General features: G+C 68.5%; 14 protein-coding genes. All 14 read left to right on the plus strand.

Annotation, left to right across the window (positions count from 1 at the left end):
* Positions 1-3 precede the first annotated feature (3 nt).
* Positions 4-1356 (plus strand): DUF4178 domain-containing protein, encoded by a 1353-nt coding sequence (locus RCO27_RS00095; RefSeq protein ID WP_309000606.1) that lies wholly within the window; start codon positions 4-6, stop codon positions 1354-1356.
* Positions 1356-1502: a hypothetical protein gene (locus tag RCO27_RS00100; RefSeq protein ID WP_309000607.1), complete on the plus strand. Its 147-nt coding sequence runs from the start codon at positions 1356-1358 to the stop codon at positions 1500-1502. The genes RCO27_RS00095 and RCO27_RS00100 overlap by 1 nt, the downstream gene beginning before the upstream one ends.
* A gap of 12 nt (positions 1503-1514) precedes the next feature.
* Positions 1515-1733 (plus strand): DUF350 domain-containing protein, encoded by a 219-nt coding sequence (locus RCO27_RS00105; protein WP_309000608.1) that lies wholly within the window; start codon positions 1515-1517, stop codon positions 1731-1733.
* Positions 1726-3252, plus strand: coding sequence for a polyamine aminopropyltransferase (locus tag RCO27_RS00110; RefSeq protein WP_309000609.1), 1527 nt, complete (start codon positions 1726-1728; stop codon positions 3250-3252). Before RCO27_RS00105 ends, RCO27_RS00110 begins: the two co-directional genes overlap by 8 nt.
* Complete coding sequence (locus tag RCO27_RS00115) at positions 3242-4858, plus strand: FAD-dependent oxidoreductase (protein ID WP_309000610.1); 1617 nt, start codon at positions 3242-3244, stop codon at positions 4856-4858. The genes RCO27_RS00110 and RCO27_RS00115 overlap by 11 nt, the downstream gene beginning before the upstream one ends.
* The gene (gene speD, locus RCO27_RS00120) at positions 4855-5259 is read left to right on the plus strand and encodes an adenosylmethionine decarboxylase (RefSeq protein WP_309000611.1); all 405 of its coding nucleotides are present in this window, start codon (positions 4855-4857) and stop codon (positions 5257-5259) included. The genes RCO27_RS00115 and speD overlap by 4 nt, the downstream gene beginning before the upstream one ends.
* A 58-nt stretch (positions 5260-5317) precedes the next feature.
* A complete protein-coding gene (locus RCO27_RS00125) occupies positions 5318-5815 on the plus strand; it encodes an RNA polymerase sigma factor (RefSeq protein ID WP_309000612.1) in 498 nt (165 codons plus the stop codon).
* A 36-nt stretch (positions 5816-5851) separates the two neighbouring features.
* On the plus strand, positions 5852-6796 hold the full coding sequence (locus tag RCO27_RS00130) for a FecR domain-containing protein (RefSeq protein ID WP_309000613.1): 945 nt from the start codon (positions 5852-5854) through the stop codon (positions 6794-6796).
* Complete coding sequence (locus RCO27_RS00135) at positions 6783-9218, plus strand: TonB-dependent receptor (RefSeq protein WP_309000614.1); 2436 nt, start codon at positions 6783-6785, stop codon at positions 9216-9218. Before RCO27_RS00130 ends, RCO27_RS00135 begins: the two co-directional genes overlap by 14 nt.
* A gap of 138 nt (positions 9219-9356) precedes the next feature.
* Positions 9357-12578, plus strand: coding sequence for an autotransporter domain-containing protein (locus RCO27_RS00140; RefSeq protein ID WP_309000615.1), 3222 nt, complete (start codon positions 9357-9359; stop codon positions 12576-12578).
* 181 nt (positions 12579-12759) lie between these two features.
* Positions 12760-13260 (plus strand): hypothetical protein, encoded by a 501-nt coding sequence (locus tag RCO27_RS00145; RefSeq protein WP_309000616.1) that lies wholly within the window; start codon positions 12760-12762, stop codon positions 13258-13260.
* Positions 13261-13400: 140 nt separating this feature from the next.
* Positions 13401-15680 (plus strand): TonB-dependent receptor, encoded by a 2280-nt coding sequence (locus RCO27_RS00150; protein ID WP_309000617.1) that lies wholly within the window; start codon positions 13401-13403, stop codon positions 15678-15680.
* Positions 15677-16264 (plus strand): hypothetical protein, encoded by a 588-nt coding sequence (locus tag RCO27_RS00155; protein ID WP_309000618.1) that lies wholly within the window; start codon positions 15677-15679, stop codon positions 16262-16264. The genes RCO27_RS00150 and RCO27_RS00155 overlap by 4 nt, the downstream gene beginning before the upstream one ends.
* The gene (locus tag RCO27_RS00160; protein WP_309000619.1) at positions 16261-17793 is read left to right on the plus strand and encodes a PepSY-associated TM helix domain-containing protein; all 1533 of its coding nucleotides are present in this window, start codon (positions 16261-16263) and stop codon (positions 17791-17793) included. Before RCO27_RS00155 ends, RCO27_RS00160 begins: the two co-directional genes overlap by 4 nt.
* The last annotated feature ends 2 nt before the right edge of the window (positions 17794-17795 follow it).

Here is a 17795-nt window from a genome sequence, read left to right on the forward strand (position 1 = left end):
ACGATGACCGGGGGGACCGCCGCACTGGAAATGGAGGCGCCGCCCGCGCGGCCGCCGGCGCCGTCGGTCAAGGCGCTGAGCTGCCCGAGCTGCGGCGGCACGATCAACCTCAAGGCAGCCGGCTATACGGTGACCGTGGCCTGCCAGTATTGCGGCTCCATCCTCGACGTCGCCAGTCCCGAGGTGCGGCTGATCACCGAATATCATCAGGCCGCCGCCGAGCTCGAAATCCCGCTCGGCACGCGCGGCACGTTGCGCGACGTGGAATGGGAGGCGATCGGCTTCGTCCGCCGCTCGGAGCACGGCGCCTATCCCTGGGTGGAATATCTGCTGTTCAATCCCTATCACGGCTATCGCTGGCTGATCACCAACGGGCGCGGCTGGAGCTTCGGCGAGATGCTGACCCGCGCGCCCGATTGGGGCCATAGCGGGCCGGCGCTCGATGGCGAGAGTTACGAGCCCTTCTTCGTCGACGGCCAGGCACAGGTCGATTATGTCGTCGGCGAATTCTACTGGCGCGTTCAGGTCGGTGAGGAGGCCGCCACCGACGATTATGTCCGGCCCGGCTTCATGCTGTCGCGCGAGGCCAACGACAAGGAGGTGAGCTGGACGATCTCCGCGCTGCTGAAGCCGGCGGAGATCGAGCAGGCGTTCGGCGTGCGGGCGCCGCGCGACCCGTGGCCCCCGCTGCCGCACCAGCCGTCGCCCTATCGCGGCGTGATGAAGGTCGGCGCCAGGATCGCGCTGATCGCGGTCGGGGTCATGTTCCTGCTCACCCTGCTGATGAGCGGCGGGCCGAGCCTGTTCGAAGGCTATGTGCCGGTCGAGCTGGACCGGCGCGCCCAGAACGTGACCGCCGGGCCGATCGAGGCGACCCGGCCCTATCAGCTCATCTCGATCGAGGCCTGGGCGCCGAACCTGGAAAATGGCTGGATCGACCTCGACTATGCGCTGGTCAACCGGGCGACGCAGGAGAGCTACGAAGCCTATGGCGTCGCCGAGCGCTATTCCGGCCGCGATTCCGATGGTGCCTGGTCGGAAGGGAGCCGCGGCGCGACGACCAAGCTCGCCGCGGTGCCGCGCGGGACCTACGACCTCGTCGTCGAATATACCGGCAACGGCTGGACCGACGCCGCCTACGGGTCCTACAGCCAGGGCAGCACACTCAACATCCGAGTCACGCGCGCCTCGGTGTTCCCCTCGAACTTCGTCATCGCGCTGATCCTGATCCTGCTGCCGCTCATCTGGTTCTGGTGGAAGCATCTCAAGTTCGAACAGGCGCGCCAGGACGAAAGCGACGTCGGCCGCACCGGCATGGCCAAGGTCTTCACCGGGACCGACGAAGAGGAGGACTGATGGACCCCAGGAACATCTTCTACAGCGTCTGGTCGGGCGGGATCGGCGCCCTGTTCCTCGCCGCGACCCTGTTCGGCTACTCGCCCTTCGCCGATGGCGGCCGCGCGCCTGCGCGCGCCGGCATCTACGGCCCCACCCACAAATAGGAGAAGCAGGACATGGACACGCTCACCACCACCGCGGCCATGCTGAACACGCTCATCTATGCCGGCATCGGCCTCGTCGTCTTCGTCGTCGGCTTCATCGTCCTCGACCTGCTGACACCAGGCAAGCTCTGGGAAGAGATCAACAGCAAGCAGAACCAGGCGGTCGCGATCTTCGCCGGCTTCATGGGCCTCGGCCTCGCGATCATCGTTGCCGCGGCGATTCATGGCTGATAAGTCCCCGCCGGCGCTTCGTGCGTCGGCGCCCACGGCTGCGCTCCTCGCCTCTGCCTTCGTCGTTGCGACCTGCGGCCTGATCTACGAACTGCTCGCGAGCACGCTCGCCAGCTATCTCCTCGGCGACAGCGTCACCCAGTTCTCGACGGTCATCGGCGCCTATCTCTTCGCGATGGGGATCGGGAGCTGGGTCTCGCGCTACGTGCGCGGCAACGAGCTTCGGCTGTTCGTCCGGATCGAGCTGCTGATCGCCGTGATCGGCGGCTGCTCGGCCGCGGCCTTGTTCATGCTCTTCCCGATGATTGCTCATTTCCGTGTCGCGCTCTACGCTATCGTGCTGGCGATCGGCTTCTTCGTCGGGCTCGAAATCCCGCTGCTGATGCGGATCCTCAAAGGGTACGACTTCCGCGAGGTCGTCTCGAGCGTGCTGACCTTCGACTATGTCGGCGCGCTGGCGGCGAGCCTGCTCTTCCCGCTGATCCTGATGCCCTATCTCGGCATGATCCGCACCGGCTTCCTGTTCGGCATCCTCAATGCCGCCATCGCGCTGGCGCTGCTGCTCGTCCTGCCGCGCGGGACGCGGATGCTGTTCGAGAAGGCGGCCTCGGTCCTCGTGCTCGCCTTCCTGATCGCCGGCTTCGTCGCCTCGGAGCGGCTGCAGCGCTGGGCGGAGGTGGCGAGCTACCAGGAACCGGTCGTCTATGCGGAATCGAGCCGCTTCCAGCGCATCGTGCTGACCCGGCGCGGCGACGATCTCAGACTCTATCTCAACGGCAACCTGCAATTCTCGTCGCGCGACGAATATCGTTATCATGAGGCACTGGTGCATCCGGCGCTCGGACGGGTCGCGCGACCGGCCAATGTCCTGATCCTCGGAGGCGGTGACGGGCTGGCGGCGCGCGAGGTGCTCCGCCATCCGGAGGTTCGTCGCATCACCCTGGTCGATCTCGATCCGTCGATGACCCGATTGTTCCAGCGGACCCCGATGCTGGCCGCGCTCAACCAGGGATCCCTCACCAATCCCAGGCTCACCGTGATCAATGCCGACGGCTTTCGCTGGGCGCGCGAGGCGCAGGGACGTTATGACGCGATCATCGTCGATTTCCCCGATCCGGTCGATTTCTCGGTCGGCAAGCTCTACACCGAGAGCTTCTACCGCGAGCTGGGACGATTGCTCGCGCCCGAGGGCATGGCGGTGATCCAGAGCACGTCACCGCTGGTCGCGCCCAAATCCTTCTGGACGATCTCCACGACGCTGGAAGCGGCCGGCCTCCGGACCCGGGCCTATCACGCCTACGTGCCGAGCTTCGGCGAATGGGGTTTCACGCTCGCCGCCCACCGGCCGATCCCCGAAGCCGCCGCGATCCCGAACGGCCGCTTCCTCACGCCTCAAATCGCGTCGCGCCTGTTCGATTTTCCGCCGGACATGGCGCGGCGGCCGACGCCGGTGAACCGGCTCGACAACCAGGCGCTGGTCCGCGAGTTCGCCGACGAATGGGCGCGCTATGAAGGTTAGCCGCCGCGCCGCCGTGGGCGGTCTCGGCGCGCTCGGGGCAGCCGCCGCGGCAGGCCTTGGCTGGGTGGCCACCCGCCCGAATCCACCTGCGGTGACGATGGGCGGCGCGGACGTGGCGCGAGGCCATCGCCTGCGCGACGGCGGCTTTCCGGCGCCGAGCGTGACGGAAGACGCCGGAATCGTCATCGCCGGCGGCGGCATATCCGGCCTGGCGGCGGGCTGGACCCTGGCCGAGGCCGGCTTCGGCGATTTCCGGCTGCTGGAGCTGGAGGACCGGGTCGGCGGCAATGCGCGCAGCGGCCGCAACGCCGTGTCGGCCTTTCCATTTGGGGCGCACTATCTCCCTGTCGCCAATCGCGAGGCACGGGCGCTCCAGCATCTGCTCCGCCGTCTCGGTATGATCGTCGGCGACCGGAACGGCGTCCCGGTTTACGACGAATACCAGCTCTGCGCGGACCTCCAGGAACGGCTGTTCTGGAAAGGCCGCTGGCAGGAAGGCCTGATCCCGCGCACCGGCCTGACGCCGCGCGACCGCGACCATCTCGAAGCGTTCGACGCCGCGATGCGTGCCTTCCGCGACCGCATCGGCCGCGACGGCAAGCCGGCCTTCGCGCTGCCGGTCGCCTACAGCTCGCAGGACCCGGACCTGCGCGCGCTCGATCGACAAGCGTTTGCCGCCTGGCTCGACGGGCAAGGCTGGGATTCGCCGGTGCTGCGCGCGCATCTGCGCTATGCGATGCGCGACGACTATGGCTGCGAGGTCGATCAGGTCTCGGCCTGGGCCGGCATCCATTATTTCGCCGGGCATCGCGGCTGGGCCGAGGGCGAGACGGCCGACAATGTCCTGACCTGGCCGGAGGGGAACGACCGGCTGGTGCACGGCATGGCAGCCCGCTTTCGGGACCGCATCCGCCCCGGCCGGATCGTGCATCGCATCGCACGGGAGGGCGATTCGGTGCTGATCGACAACTTCGACGTCGCCGCGAACCGGACGGTGCGGATGCGCGCCCGTGCGGCGATCCTCGCCATGCCTCATTTCATCGCGGCCCGGATCGCGCCCGCCGAGGTGCCTGCCGACCGCGCCTTCACCTACGCGCCGTGGCTGGTCGCGAACGTCACCGTCGACCGGTTGCCCGAGGGCAGGGGGGCGCCGCTCGCGTGGGACAATGTCTCGGCAACCAGCAACTCGCTCGGCTATGTCGTCGCCACCCATCAGGGGCCGACGGCGATCCAGACCGCCACCGTGCTCACCTGGTACCTGCCGTTGTCCGACATGGCGCCCGGCGAAGGCCGCCGCCTGCTGCTCGAACGCTCCGCCGGGGAGTGGCGCCGGATCGTCGTCGACGATCTCCTCGCGATGAACCCGGATCTGGACGGCGCGATCCGCTCGGTCGACCTCTGGCGCTGGGGCCATGCGATGATCCGGCCAACGCCAGGCTTCATCTGGGGCCAGGCCCCTGCGGCGGCGCAGGTGCGACCGCCGCTCTTCCTCGCCCATTCCGATCTCTCCGGCCTGTCCTTGTTCGAGGAAGCGCATTATCGTGGCACCTTCGCTGCGGAGGGGGCCATGCGCCATCTCGGCCATGGGTTCGAAAGCCTGTTATGACGATGTCCGCCGACGCCTATGACGGCCGTCACCTGATCGCCGAGCTGTACGGCTGCGCGGGGCTGGACGATGCCGGGCTGATCGAATGCGCCCTGATCGATGCGGCCGCGGCGGTGCGGGCCACCGTGCTCGAGGTGCGGTTGCACAGCTTCGGCGCGGGGCAGGGGGTGACAGGCGTTGCCCTTCTCGCCGAATCGCACATCTCGATCCATACATGGCCGGAGCGTGGATACGCGGCGATCGACATCTTCCTGTGCGGCAGACGGCACGATGTCGGGGCCGGATTGGCGGTGATCAGCGCCGCGCTGAGAGCCGGGCAGGTCGACAAGCAGGTCATTGCCCGCGGTTTCGCCACCCGCCGGAACGCCAGGGCAATGGACAGTACCGCGACCGCACGTTAAGTCCCGCTCCCTTTCGGAGCGCGCCGCGGCGATCCCCCGCTCGATCGTGGAGTCACGCATGTCAGGTGGCCTGGAGGCCGTCTTCCTCGACAACCGCCCGACGCTGCTGCGTTTCCTGCGCGCGCGCGGCGCCGGCGATGGCGCCGAAGACCTGCTCCAGGAATTGTGGATCAAGGCATCGGCGGGCGCCCATGGCCCGATCGCCGAGCCGCTCGCCTACCTCTACCGTACCGCGAACAACCTGATGCTGGATCGGCGCCGGGCCGATCTGCGCGGTGCCCGCCGCGACGCGCTTTGGAGCGAGACCGGCGACGATACGGCTGCGCCCGAGGGCGAGCACAAGTTGATCGCCCGCGAGCGGCTCGATCAGGTCGAGCGGACCCTGACCGATCTCGGCGAGCGGACCGATGCGATCTTCCGCCGCTACCGTCTCGACGGGCAGAGCCAGCGCGACATTGCCGCCGAGTTCGGCATCAGCCTGTCGGCGGTCGAGAAGCACCTGCAGAAGGCCTATCGCGCCCTCGCCGAATTGAGGAGACGCCTCGATGCGGAATAAGCGGAGCGGCGGCGTCATGCCACGGGAAGGAATGTAATGGCCGACGCGTGGAACAGGATCGACGAGGAAGCGGCCGCCTGGCTGATCCGGCTGCGTACGGACGCGTCGGGCGCTGACTGGGAGGCGTTCACCGCCTGGCTCGAGGCCGATCCCGCCCATGGCGCCGCCTACGACCTGATCGCCCTTGCCGATCTCGAGCTCGACGATCTGCCGCTCGCCAAGCCCGCGCCGCTTGTCTTCCAGCCGGAGCCGAGGCGGAGCCGCCGCGCGTTCCTGGGCTGGGGCGGCGCAGCCGTGGCCGCAGCCGTTGTCGGCGCGATCACACTCATGCCGTCAGGTGCCAGCACCTACGAGGTCGCGACAGGTACCGGCGAGCGCAGGACGGTGGCGCTGGACGACGGCAGCCGCATCGAGCTGAACGGCGCGACACGGCTCGTCCTCGATCGCGACAATCCCCGGTTCGCGCGCGTCGAGCAGGGCGAGGCGCTCTTCACCGTCGTCCATGACACGGCGCGGCCGTTCCGGGTCGAGGCCGGCCAGGCGCGGCTCCACGATCTCGGCACGGTCTTCAACGTGATTCATGACGGCGAGCGGACCGATGTCGCGGTGGCGGAAGGGGCGGTGCGCTGGCAGCGCGGCGACAGCCGGGTCGATCTCGCCGCCGGCATGGCGCTCAGCCAGCGTGGCGGCGCGCGACCCATCGTCACGCGCGAGACGCCGGCCAATATCGGCGGCTGGCGCGAAGGCCGGCTCAGCTATTCCGGCGCCCGCTACGACATGGTCGCCGCCGATCTCAGCCGCAATCTCGGCACGCGGGTCTCGATCGACGATCGCGCGGCGGCGCGGCAGTTCAGCGGCGTGATCGTGATCGACCGCAATCCGGCGGTCACCATGCAGCGCGTCGGCGCTCTGCTCGAGGTACGTCCGCAGCGGGCGGGCGACGGCTGGAACCTGTCGGTGGGGGGCGGTGCGACTCGCTAGTCTGGCTCTCAGTGCGGCGATCCTGATCCACGCGCCGGCGGTGGCCGCCGGCGCGCGTCACCAATTCAACCTGCCGGCGGGCCGCCTCGGCGATGCGCTGGTCGCCCTTGGACAGCAGGCGGGGATCAGCATCGGCGTCTCCGATCCGTCGCTGGCGTCGCGCCATGTCGCGTCGGTGCGCGGCCGCATGTCGGTCGATCAGGCACTGACCCGGCTGCTGCAGGGCAGCGGCGGGCGTCCGATCGCGATCGATGCGCGGACCTACCGCGTCGTGCGGGCGCCCGAGCCGGTGCGGCAGGCGGCCATGCACCGGCGCCCCCACGCGCCGCCGCTGCCGCCCGTGGAGATCGAGCAACCGGACATCATCATCACCGCCAGCAAGCGCTCGTTCCGCCTCGCGTCCTTTCCCGGTGCGGTGCTGCTTGCAGAAGGCGACGACCCCGTCCTCGCGGCCTATGGGCAGGGGACGGAGGGGCTGACGGCGCGGCTGCCGGGGCTCAACTCGACCCATCTCGGCACCGGCCGCAACAAGCTCTTCATCCGCGGCATTGCCGATTCGAGCTTCAACGGACCGACCCAGGCGACGGTCGGCCAGTATCTCGGCGAGACCCGGCTCAACTACAACACGCCGGATCCGAACCTGCGTCTGCAGGATATCGAACGGGTCGAGGTGCTGCCGGGGCCGCAGGGGACACTCTACGGGGCGGGATCGCTCGGCGGCATCCTGAGGATCGTGCCCAACGCGCCGCGGCTCGGCGAGGTGCAGGGCGCCGTTTCGGCCGGCGCCTCGCTGACCGAGCATGGCGATCCGGGTGGCGAGGCCTCGGCCATGCTGAACCTGCCGATCGTTGCAGATGCGGTCGGGTTGCGGCTGGTCGGCTACGGTGCCACCGAGGGCGGCTATATCGACGACACGCTGCGGGGCCTCGACGACGTCAATCGCACCCGCACCTATGGTGGCCGCGCCCGGCTGCGCGCCCATGCCGGGAGCTGGACGATCGATGCCGGCATCGCCGGCCAGTATATTCGCGGCGAGGACGGCCAGTTCGCCGACCGCGATGCGCCACCGCTGACCCGCGCAAGCCCGATCGCCGAGGATTATACCAACGAATATCTCCTCGCCGATGTCGTCGTCGAGCGCGGCTGGGGCGACGGCATGCGCTTCGTGACGACCGCCGGCTTCGTCCGCCAGCGGCTCGAGGAGCGGTACGATTCGAGCCGCCCCGATGAAGCGCCGCAGGCCTATGACCAGCTCAACCGCCTCACGATGTTCTCGGCGGAAAGCCGGCTTTCGCGCGGGGCCGGGGACGGAACCGGCTGGTTGATCGGCACCAGCTTCATCTCGCACGAATCGGAGCTGGAGCGGGCGCTCGGCGATCCGGACGGTCCGCTGCCGATCACCGGCGTGCGCAACACGGTGAACGAGATCACCGCGTTCGGCGAGGCCACGTTCCGGCTGGCCGAGGGCGTGACGGCGACGGCCGGCGGCCGCATCACCCATTCGCGCCTGTCGGGCTCGGTGCTGGACGCCCCCGAATCCACGTACGCGCTGCTGGCGACGCTGCGCGCGCATCGTTCCGAGACCGTGTTCCTGCCGTCCTTTGCAGTGGCGGCCGAGGCACGCGACGACCTGCTCTTCTACGCCCGCTATCAGGAAGGTTTCCGGCCCGGCGGCCTGTCCGTCTTCGCGCCGTTCACCGCGAGCGTGGCGATCAGGAATGGCGTCGTGGCGGCGGTGGAGCCGGGAGACGCCGTCGCGCGCCTTGTGGCGGTGGGCCGGTTCGAGAATGACGAGGTCGCGACCCTGGAGGCCGGCCTGCGCTACGGCCGCCCGGGCGCCGGCGCCTTCGACCTTGCGGCTTCGGTCGCCTACACGCGCTGGACCGATATCCAGGCTGACGTCATCGACCTGTTCGGCTTCCAGTCGACCCAGAATATCGGCAACGGGCGGATCTACACGCTCGATGTGCGGGCGAACTGGCGGCCGGTGCCCGGCCTCAATCTCGAGGCGGCGGCGGTGCTGAACGACAGCGAGGTCACCAATCCGGCGCCGAGCATCATCATCGGCGCCAGCTCGCCGTTGCCCAACGTCGCCAAGGTCAACGGCTATTTCGGCACCGACTACCGCATCGACCTCGCCGACGATCTCGCGCTGACGCTCTGGGGCTCGGGCCGTTACGCCGGCACGTCACGCCTCGGCATCGGTCCCATCCTCGGCGAAGAGCAGGGCGACTGGTTCGACCTCAGCGCCGGTGCGCGGCTGGAGCGTGGCCGCCACGCCTTCACGCTCGGCATCACCAACCTGCTCGACACGGTCGGCAACCGGTTCGCGATGGGCTCGCCGTTTACGCTGGCCCTGCAGCGCCAGATCACGCCGCTCCGGCCGCGCACCGTCCGGATCGGCTGGGAGCTGCGCTTCTAGCCTTTCCCGAATTTTTTCCGCACTGCGCTGCGGGTCCGTACGGACGGCGACGTCTGACGATCAGAGAGCGGTGCCTGACTCCCCCACCCCAAGGCGCCGCTCTCCCCTTTTTTTGAATGCTCCAAGGAAAGATCGTTGATGCGTCTGTTGCTGGCCTGCACCTGCCTCACCCCCGTCACCCTCTACGCCGGCGCAGTTCATGCCGAACGGACGGTCGACACGAAGATCACCACGCCGATCTCGACCTCGACCGCGTCCAACGGATCTCCGGACAACATCAGGATCACCGCAAACGGCAATGTGAATCCGAGCGGCGGGACGGCGGTCACGATCGACAGCAATCACAGCGTCGAGAATCTCGGCACGATCCAGATCACCGGCGCCAACGACGCCACCGGCATCCTCGCCAATCCGGGCTTCGCCGGCAACATCACCAATTCCGGCAACATCACGATCGACGAGAGCTATACGCCGACCGACGGAGACAATGACGGCGACATCGACGGCCCGTTCGCCCAGGGCGCCCGCCGCTTCGGCATCCGCGTCGCGCCGGGCGGTACCTTCACCGGGAACATTGCCCACAATGGCGGCACGATCGCGGTCGAAGGCAACGACTCCGCCGGCATCGCGGTGGACAGCCGACTCCAGGGCAATTTCACCAGCAACGGCACCATCAATGTGACCGGCGACCGCTCGGTCGGTATCCGGACCAGCGATGTTACCGGCAACGTCCGGGTCGCCGGCACGATCAACGTGCTGGGCAGCGAGTCGATCGGCGTGGCGCTGGACGGCGACATCGGGGGCGCGCTCACCATCCAGGGGTCGATCTCGTCCACCGGCTACCGCTACACGACGCCGCCGTCCGATACGTCCAAGCTCGACGCCGATGATCTGCTGCAGGGCGGCCCGGCGCTGCGCATCGCCGGCAATGTCGCGGGCGGCATCATCTTCGCCCGCCCACCGGCCGACAACAGCGAGAGCGACACCGACGAGGACGATGACGGCATCCCCGACGCGCAGGAAGGGACGGCCAACGTCATTTCGCGCGGTGCGGCCCCGGCCGTGCAGATCGGCAGCGCCGCGGAGGACATCGCGGTCGGCGCGGTGGCGGGCGATGCCAACGGCCACGGCCTGGTCATCAATGGCACCGTTACCGGCGCGGGACTCTACAAAGGGGTCGACAGCACCGGCATGCAGATCGGTGGTCTCGGCGGAGACGTCACCATCGCCGGCGGCATGACCAACACCAGCACGATCACCGCCGGCTCCGTCGATTCCAATGCGACGGCGGTGCGGATCGGCGCCGGCGCGACGGTCAACGAAATCCGCAATTCGGGCCAGATCAATGCCGGCGGCGCCACCCTCGGCGGCAAGCTCAGCCAGTCCATCCTGATCGAAAGCGGCGCGACCGTCACGACGATCCGCAACAGCGGTCAGGTCAACGCGGTCTCCGGTGCCGACGGCGGTGCCGGCGCGATCATCGATCGTTCCGGCGGCGTCTCGCTGGTCGAGAACAGCGGCCGCATCTCGGCGACGGGCGCGACCGCGAACAGCGGCCGCAACGTCGCGATCGACCTCTCGGCGAACAATGCTGGCGCGACGGTGCGCCAGACGACGGTTGGACAGGGTGTCACTTCCCCGACGATCACCGGTGACGTCCTGTTCGGCGCCGGCGACGATTTGCTCGACGTGGCGGACGGTGCCGTCACGGGTACGACGCGATTCGGCGCCGGCGCCAACCGCCTCCAGCTTTCCGGCGACGCTGCCTATTCGGGCAATGCCGTCTTCGGCGCCGGGGCAGACCGCGTGACATTGGGCGGAACCAGCACCTTCAGCGGCAGCACCGATTTCGGCGGCGGCGCGGACGTGCTCGAGCTTTCCGGCACGGCGAGCTTCCGCAGCAACATCTCCAACACGGCCGGGCTCAGCGTCAATGCGCAGGGCGGCCTGTTCGAGGCGACCAACCTCGGTACGGTCACCTTGTCCTCGCTGACGCTGGGGGCCGATGCCGCGCTCGGGGTCAATGTCGACGCGGCCGCCGGCACCAATACGTTCTACGATGTGACCGGCACCACGACGATCGCGAACGGCGCCGACGTGCGTGTCCGCCTGGCCAATGTGAGCGAGTCGGAAGGCCGCTACGTCTTCCTTCGCTCGGGGACGCTGACCGGGGCAGGGGGACTCAACCTGACGGATTCCTCGCTGCCCTTCCTTTTCAAGGGCGCGCTCGACACGGCGACAGCCGGCGAAGTCGCCGTGGTGGTCACGCGCCGCACCGCGACCGAGCTTGGCTTCAACGGCTCGGAAAGCCGCGCTTATGACGCGGTCTTCGCTGCGCTCGACAGCGACGAGGATGTTGCCGACGCCTTCCTCGCGCTCACCAATGCCGAGGGGGTACAGGCCACGATCCGCCAGATGCTTCCCGACCATGCCGGCGGCGCGTTCGACGCCGTGACCCAGGGCTCGCGGGCGACTGCGCGATTCCTCGCCGATCCGCATGCGCCGCTCGCCGACATGGGCGGCTGGGGCTTCTGGGTGCAGCAGGTCGCCTGGGGCTCGTCCAAGGATCTGGGCGACACCGCCTCCTACGACATTGCCGGCTGGGGCACCTCGGCCGGGGCGGAGATCCAGGGCGGCGGCATCGGCAATTTCGGTCTGTCACTCGCCTATCTGAATGGCGAGGACGACGACGGCGAGACCAACAACCAGGTCCGCGCGGAGCAATATGAGCTCGCAGCCCATTGGCGCGGCGGCTGGGGCGGCTTGCGCGCCTGGGCACGCGTCTCGGCAGCGCTGATCGACTTCCGCGGCACCCGCGTCTTCACCGGCAATGACGGCATCGAGGAGTTCACCCGCACTGCCAAGGGCGATTGGGGCGGTCAGCTCTATTCGGCGGCGGCGGGCGTCTCCTACGAGCTCGGCTTCGGCAGGTTCAGCCTGAGGCCGCTCGCCTCGATCGACTATTACCGGCTCAGCGAGGACGGCTACACGGAAGAGGGCGGCGGCGATGCCTTCAACCTCATCGTCGACGATCGCACCAGCGACGAGTTCGCGCTCAATGCAACCCTGACCGTCGGCTATGATTTCGGCCGGCGAGAGGCTGGCGGCGGCTGGCTGCGAACCGAGCTGGAAGCTGGTCGGCGCCAAATCCTCGGCGGGTCGCTCGGCGAGACGACGGCGCGCTTCAAGGACGGTGATCCGTTCACGCTGGTGCCCGAGGACCGCACCGACGGCTGGGTTGGCCGGTTGCGCGTGGTCGGCGGCGAGGGTCCGTTCTCGCTGGGCGGCGAGGCGAGCGCCGAGGAGCAGCTCGGCAAGGCGGCGATCGCCTTCCGCGTGTCGCTGCGGGTCGGCTTGTAACCGGAAAGCCGGACAACCGCTCGCGGCTTCATCGGCCCTATGGCGCGCGCGGTGGCTTCGCCGACCGCGTTGATGACGGTATGAAAGCCGGGCCGGGCGAGCGCCGGACCGAGCGGTTCCATCTTGCATCCGCATCCGAAGCGGCGGAGACTGCCCCGAGCGATCCAGCGGGGGGAACGACATGAACAGGACGGTGATCGTCATGGCTGCGCTGCTCGGCGCGGCCGGGTGCAACATGGCGAGCGAGGAGGATCGGCTCGAAAACTCGATCCGCGAAGAGCTTGGCAAACAGGGCACCGTGCAGGAGGTGAATCTCACCCGCCAGGACGAGAACAACATGGTCGGCTATGCGACGATCCGCGAGCATAGCGGCCGCTCCGGACGCCTCAATTGCACCGCGCAGCGCACCGAAGGCGCCAATTTCAACTGGCGCTGCTCGCCGGCGATCGACCAGGCCGTGCTCGACGAGATGGAGGGGCAGATCCGCACCCAGCTCGCCCAGCAGGCCGACGTGGCGGAGGTCAGCCTCGAGCGCGCCGGCGACGACAATCATATGGCGGGCTATGTCGTGGTCCGCGAAGGCGGAGGCGAGACCCGCGTGCCGTGCACCGCCGAGCGCACCGAAGGCGCGAACTTCAGTTGGCGCTGTGGCGAGGAGACCGAGACGGGAGGGGCGAAATAAGCGCTCCGAGTCCGGGCTGGGTTTTCGGCTGACCGGCGGCCGTGGTCCGACGCGAAACGGCACAGTCTTTTTGCGAATGATATTGACTCGCAATAACTGACATGGATAGGCGACCCGGGGACTTTTCTCCGGGGGCGTCGATGTTGCGTGCTGTCTTGTTCGTTTCCGCCAGCCTGCCCGCGATCTGCCTGCCTGCCGCGGCATCGGCGCAGACGGCCGGCGATGCCATGCAGGAGGTCGAGGAGATCGTCGTCACCGGCGAGAAGGTCGATCGCTCGCTGCAGGAAACGACGACCAGCGTGGCGGTCATTACCGCGCGGCGGATCGAGCAGGAGAATCTCCAGAGCCTGCGCGACATCTTCAACCGCACCGCCAACGTGTCGGAAACCTATGGCGCCGCTGGCTTCACCATTCGCGGCATCGCCAACAACGGCGTGTCGTCGGCGGGCGATGCGCCGCTCGCCACCGTCTATCTCGACGGCGCCGCCTTGCCCTCGTCGATCCTCTACGGCGCGCCGACCGACCTGTGGGACGTGGCGCAGGTCGAGATCCTGCGCGGGCCGCAATCGACCCTGCAGGGGCTCAACACCCTTGCCGGCGCGGTGATCCTGCGCACCGCGGACCCGGGCAATGACTGGAACGGCCGCGCCCGGCTGTACCTCACCGATTCCGACGATCAGGCCTATGCGCTGGCCATCGGCGGCCCGCTCGTCGCCGACGAACTCGGCGTCCGGATCGCCGCCGAATATCGGGATTCCGACGGCTTCATCCGCAACGTCACCCGGAACGCGCCGGAAGACCCGCTCGAGACGCTGAACCTGCGCGGCGTGCTGCGCTGGACGCCGCGCGCGCTGCCCGGCCTCACCGCGCGGCTCAGCTACACCCGTTTCGAGCGCGAGGGCGCCTATCAGTTCGTCTATGTCGACACGACGGTGCCGGACTTCTTCGACCACCGCACGGTGCCGGACAACACGCCCAATGTCGGCAATATCGACGCCGACATCGCCAATCTCGAACTCACCTACGACCTGTCGGATGCGTTCACCCTGACCAGCGTCACCTCCTACAACGCCGTGGTCGAATCGACCGCCTATGACGGCGACCGTGGACCGGCGAACCAGGGCTATGGCACCCAGGACCGCGACTATGACACGATTTCGCAGGAGCTGCGGCTGGCCTACGAATCCGGCCGGTTGAGCGGCCTGCTCGGCGCCTTCTACTATCGCCGCGACCAGGACTTCACCAACACCAGCCGCACCGACGTGCCGACCCCGGTGCCGACGATCGCGGCGGTGCTGCAGGGCGCCGGCTTTCCGGCGGCGACGGCGACGACCATCGCCACCCTTTACGCCCAGGCCCTGCCGGTCATTTCGGTCGACTACGCGTCGCTCGGCACCAGCGAGGTCGAGACCTTCGCGATCTTCGGCGACGGGCGCTGGCGGATCTTCGACCAGCTCTCGCTGATCGGCGGCTTCCGCTGGGATCACGAGGTCAACACGACCCAGAACACGTCCACAGCGGTGTTTGCCGGAACCTATCCCAATCCGGCCGCATTCGGTGCGCCTGGCTCGCCCCTGTTTCTCGCTATCGCCGGCATCAACCAGGCGGTCGGCCAGTTCGTCGGCCAGGCCGCGGCGGTTACTCCGAGATCGCGGCGGACCTTCGATGCCTTCCTGCCCAAGTTCGGCCTCGACTATGATTTCACTGACGACCTCTCGGTCGCCTTCGTCGTCCAGCGCGGCTATCGTTCGGGCGGATCGAGCCAGAACATCGCGCGGGCAACCGTCGTCCCCTACGATCCCGAATATAGCTGGAACTACGAGCTGTCGCTGCGCTCGCAGTGGCTCGACGGGGCGCTGACCCTCAACGCCAATGCCTTCTATATCGACTGGACCGACCAGCAGGTCTCGATCAATTTCGGGCTCAACCTTTACGACTACAACACAGTCAATGCCGGCAGCAGCCACCTTTACGGTTTCGAGGTGGAGATGACCCACCGGCCGAGCCGGATGTTCGACTGGTACGTCTCGATCGGCCACACCCGCACCGAGTTCGACGAGTTCGCGATCGGCACGAGCCCGGAGGACGACCGCTCGGGCCAGGAATTCCCCTATGCCCCGCGCTGGACCTTCGCGGCGGGCGCCAACCTGCGCTTCGGCGGCGGTTTCTTCGCCAACGCCAATGCCAGCCACCGCAGCGGTGTCTTCACCGACGTTGCCGAGGATCAGTCGCTCTGGCGGGTCGGCAGCCGCACGCTCGTCAACGCGCGGATCGGCTATGAGATCGAGCACGTGACCATCTCCGCGTTCGTCAACAATCTCTTCGACGAGGCGTATATCCAGTACAATGCGATCAGCCTGCAGCGGGCCGTGATCGGCGCCCCCCGGGTGTTCGGCCTGACGCTGGAGGGACGGTTTTGAGCCTCGTCGCGCCCGGCGCGCTCGGCGGCGCGGCGATCCTGGGCGCCGCCGCCGGTGGCGCCTGGCTGCTGCAGCGCGCCTGGTGGCGGAAGACCGACCGGCGCCGGGCCTTCATTGTCGCCGGCTGGTCTCTCCTGGTCGTTCTCACCCTGGTCACCGCCTGGCTGCTGGGTTCGGCACGCGGCACCTTCACCGCTTTCACCCTGGTTTCGGTCGCCGCGCTCGCGGTCGTCGCAAGCGGGTTGCAGCGGCGCGCGGCACGCGCCGGGCGCACCCGGAACAACGAGAGCCTGGCGCCCGAACCGCTCGAGCGGCCGTCGACCTGGTGGCGCACGACGCTGCGCTGGCTGCTCGCCGGCCCGATCGGGATGATCGCGGCGATGGCCGTAGGCATCTGCTACGCCGTCTGGGTGCCCGGCGAGCCGCAGACCCGGCTGCTGATCGGCGGCCTGCTGGTTCCCGTCCTGTGGGGCGGGGCGATGGCCTGGACGCTCGCCGACAACCGTATCCTGCGCGCGACCGCGGTGCTGGTCGGCACCGCCTTCCTTGGCTTCGCCGCCTCGATCCTGAAAGGTTTCGCATGAACGCGGACAGCGGAACGGCGCGCGCGCCGGCCAAGCGCAAGGCGTGGATTCCGGCCGATTTCGTCCGCGCCGTGCTGAAGGGGCACAGCCTGCTCGGCCTCGCCTTCGCCGCCGCGATCTACCTGGTCTGCCTGACCGGGACGGTCGCCGTGTTCGCCCGGGAGTTCCAGCGCTGGGAGAATCCGGCGATCGCGCCGATGACCGCCGCGTCGCCGGAGGCGGTCCAGACCGCGTTAAGCCAGGCGGTGGCCCGCGCCGGCCCGGGGGTCGAGCATGTCTATATGACATTGCCGGGCGCTGAGCTGCCGTGGCTGCTGGTCACCACCGATGTCGCCGGCCGCACGCAGAGCTGGGCGGCCGACGAGAGCGGCCGGATCACCGAATCAGCCGCCTCGCCCTGGACCGACTTTCTCACGGCGCTCCACATCAACCTCCATCTGCCGCGCAGCTGGGGCATCTTCCTCGTCGGGCTGACCGGGGTCGCCTTGCTGTCCTCGCTGATCTCCGGCCTGTTCGCCCACCCGCGGATCTTCCGCGACGCCTTCCACCTCAGGCTGGGCGGATCGCGGCGACTCCAGGAGGCCGATCTGCACAACCGGATCGGCGTCTGGGCATTGCCCTTCCATGTCCTCGTCTCGCTCACCGGTGCGTTGCTCGGGCTCACCACCATCATCGTCGGCGTGCTGGGACTCGCCTTGTTCCAGGGCGACGTAAACCGCGTCTACGATCTCTTCGTCCCGCCGCATCCGGCCGACAATCCCGAGGCCGCGCCGTTGCTCGACCTGCGGCCGATGTTCGCCCAGGTGGCGGAGCGCGCGCCGGGCGGGCGGGTCGAATATGTCTTCCTCGAACATCCCACCGAAATGGGCGGGGCGGCCCTGTTCAACGTCGATGACGGCTCGAGCAACCTGACCAACGTCGATGCCTATGCGTTCGACCGCACCGGGCGGCTTTACCATGCCTCTCCGGCACGCGAAAACAATCTCGGCGAGCAGATCCTGGGCGCGCTCGGCACGCTGCATTTCGGCTGGTTCGGTGGCGGCATCATCAAGCTCGCCTACGGCCTGCTCGGCCTCGGGCTCACCTATCTTGCGGCCGGCGGCGTTTTCATCTGGCTCGCCCGCAGGCGCGACAAGGGGCGGGCCGCGCCCGGGCTGGAGCGACTCTGGACCGCCGTCGTCTGGGGCCAGCCCCTGGCGCTGGCCGCGTCGGCCGTGGCGGTGATCCTGATCGGCGGGGCAGGCGCGCATGATGTCACCGTCGCCCTGCCGCTCGCCGTCTGGGGCGGCGTGACTCTCGCCTGTCTTGCCGCAGCGACGGTGATGAGCCCGGTGCGCCTGTCGGGGGTTGGCCGCGGGGCAAGCGGCGCATTGCTGGTCGTCGTCGTGCTGGCCCACGCGGCGCTCGCCGGCGGTCGTACGGCCGACATGACGGCCTGGGCAGTCAATGGCTGGCTGATGGCGATCGGCCTGTTGCTCCTGGCCACGGTGCTGAAGAGGCCCACGACAAACTCCGGTGCAAGGCGGTAGCC

This window comes from Sphingosinicella sp. LHD-64, from assembly GCF_031157375.1.
GTDB lineage: Bacteria > Pseudomonadota > Alphaproteobacteria > Sphingomonadales > Sphingomonadaceae > Allosphingosinicella.

Bases quoted from the DNA above. Each gene is read 5' to 3' on its own strand.
- RCO27_RS00110 (WP_309000609.1), top strand. From the start codon at position 1,726: ATGGCTGATAAGTCCCCGCCGGCGCTTCGTGCGTCGGCGCCCACGGCT.
- RCO27_RS00160 (WP_309000619.1), top strand. From the start codon at position 16,261: ATGAACGCGGACAGCGGAACGGCGCGCGCGCCGGCCAAGCGCAAGGCG.
- RCO27_RS00145 (WP_309000616.1), top strand. From the start codon at position 12,760: ATGAACAGGACGGTGATCGTCATGGCTGCGCTGCTCGGCGCGGCCGGG.
- RCO27_RS00150 (WP_309000617.1), top strand. From the start codon at position 13,401: ATGTTGCGTGCTGTCTTGTTCGTTTCCGCCAGCCTGCCCGCGATCTGC.
- speD (WP_309000611.1), top strand. From the start codon at position 4,855: ATGACGATGTCCGCCGACGCCTATGACGGCCGTCACCTGATCGCCGAG.
- RCO27_RS00100 (WP_309000607.1), top strand. From the start codon at position 1,356: ATGGACCCCAGGAACATCTTCTACAGCGTCTGGTCGGGCGGGATCGGC.
- RCO27_RS00140 (WP_309000615.1), top strand. From the start codon at position 9,357: ATGCGTCTGTTGCTGGCCTGCACCTGCCTCACCCCCGTCACCCTCTAC.
- RCO27_RS00125 (WP_309000612.1), top strand. From the start codon at position 5,318: ATGTCAGGTGGCCTGGAGGCCGTCTTCCTCGACAACCGCCCGACGCTG.
- RCO27_RS00115 (WP_309000610.1), top strand. From the start codon at position 3,242: ATGAAGGTTAGCCGCCGCGCCGCCGTGGGCGGTCTCGGCGCGCTCGGG.
- RCO27_RS00095 (WP_309000606.1), top strand. From the start codon at position 4: ATGACCGGGGGGACCGCCGCACTGGAAATGGAGGCGCCGCCCGCGCGG.
- RCO27_RS00130 (WP_309000613.1), top strand. From the start codon at position 5,852: ATGGCCGACGCGTGGAACAGGATCGACGAGGAAGCGGCCGCCTGGCTG.
- RCO27_RS00105 (WP_309000608.1), top strand. From the start codon at position 1,515: ATGGACACGCTCACCACCACCGCGGCCATGCTGAACACGCTCATCTAT.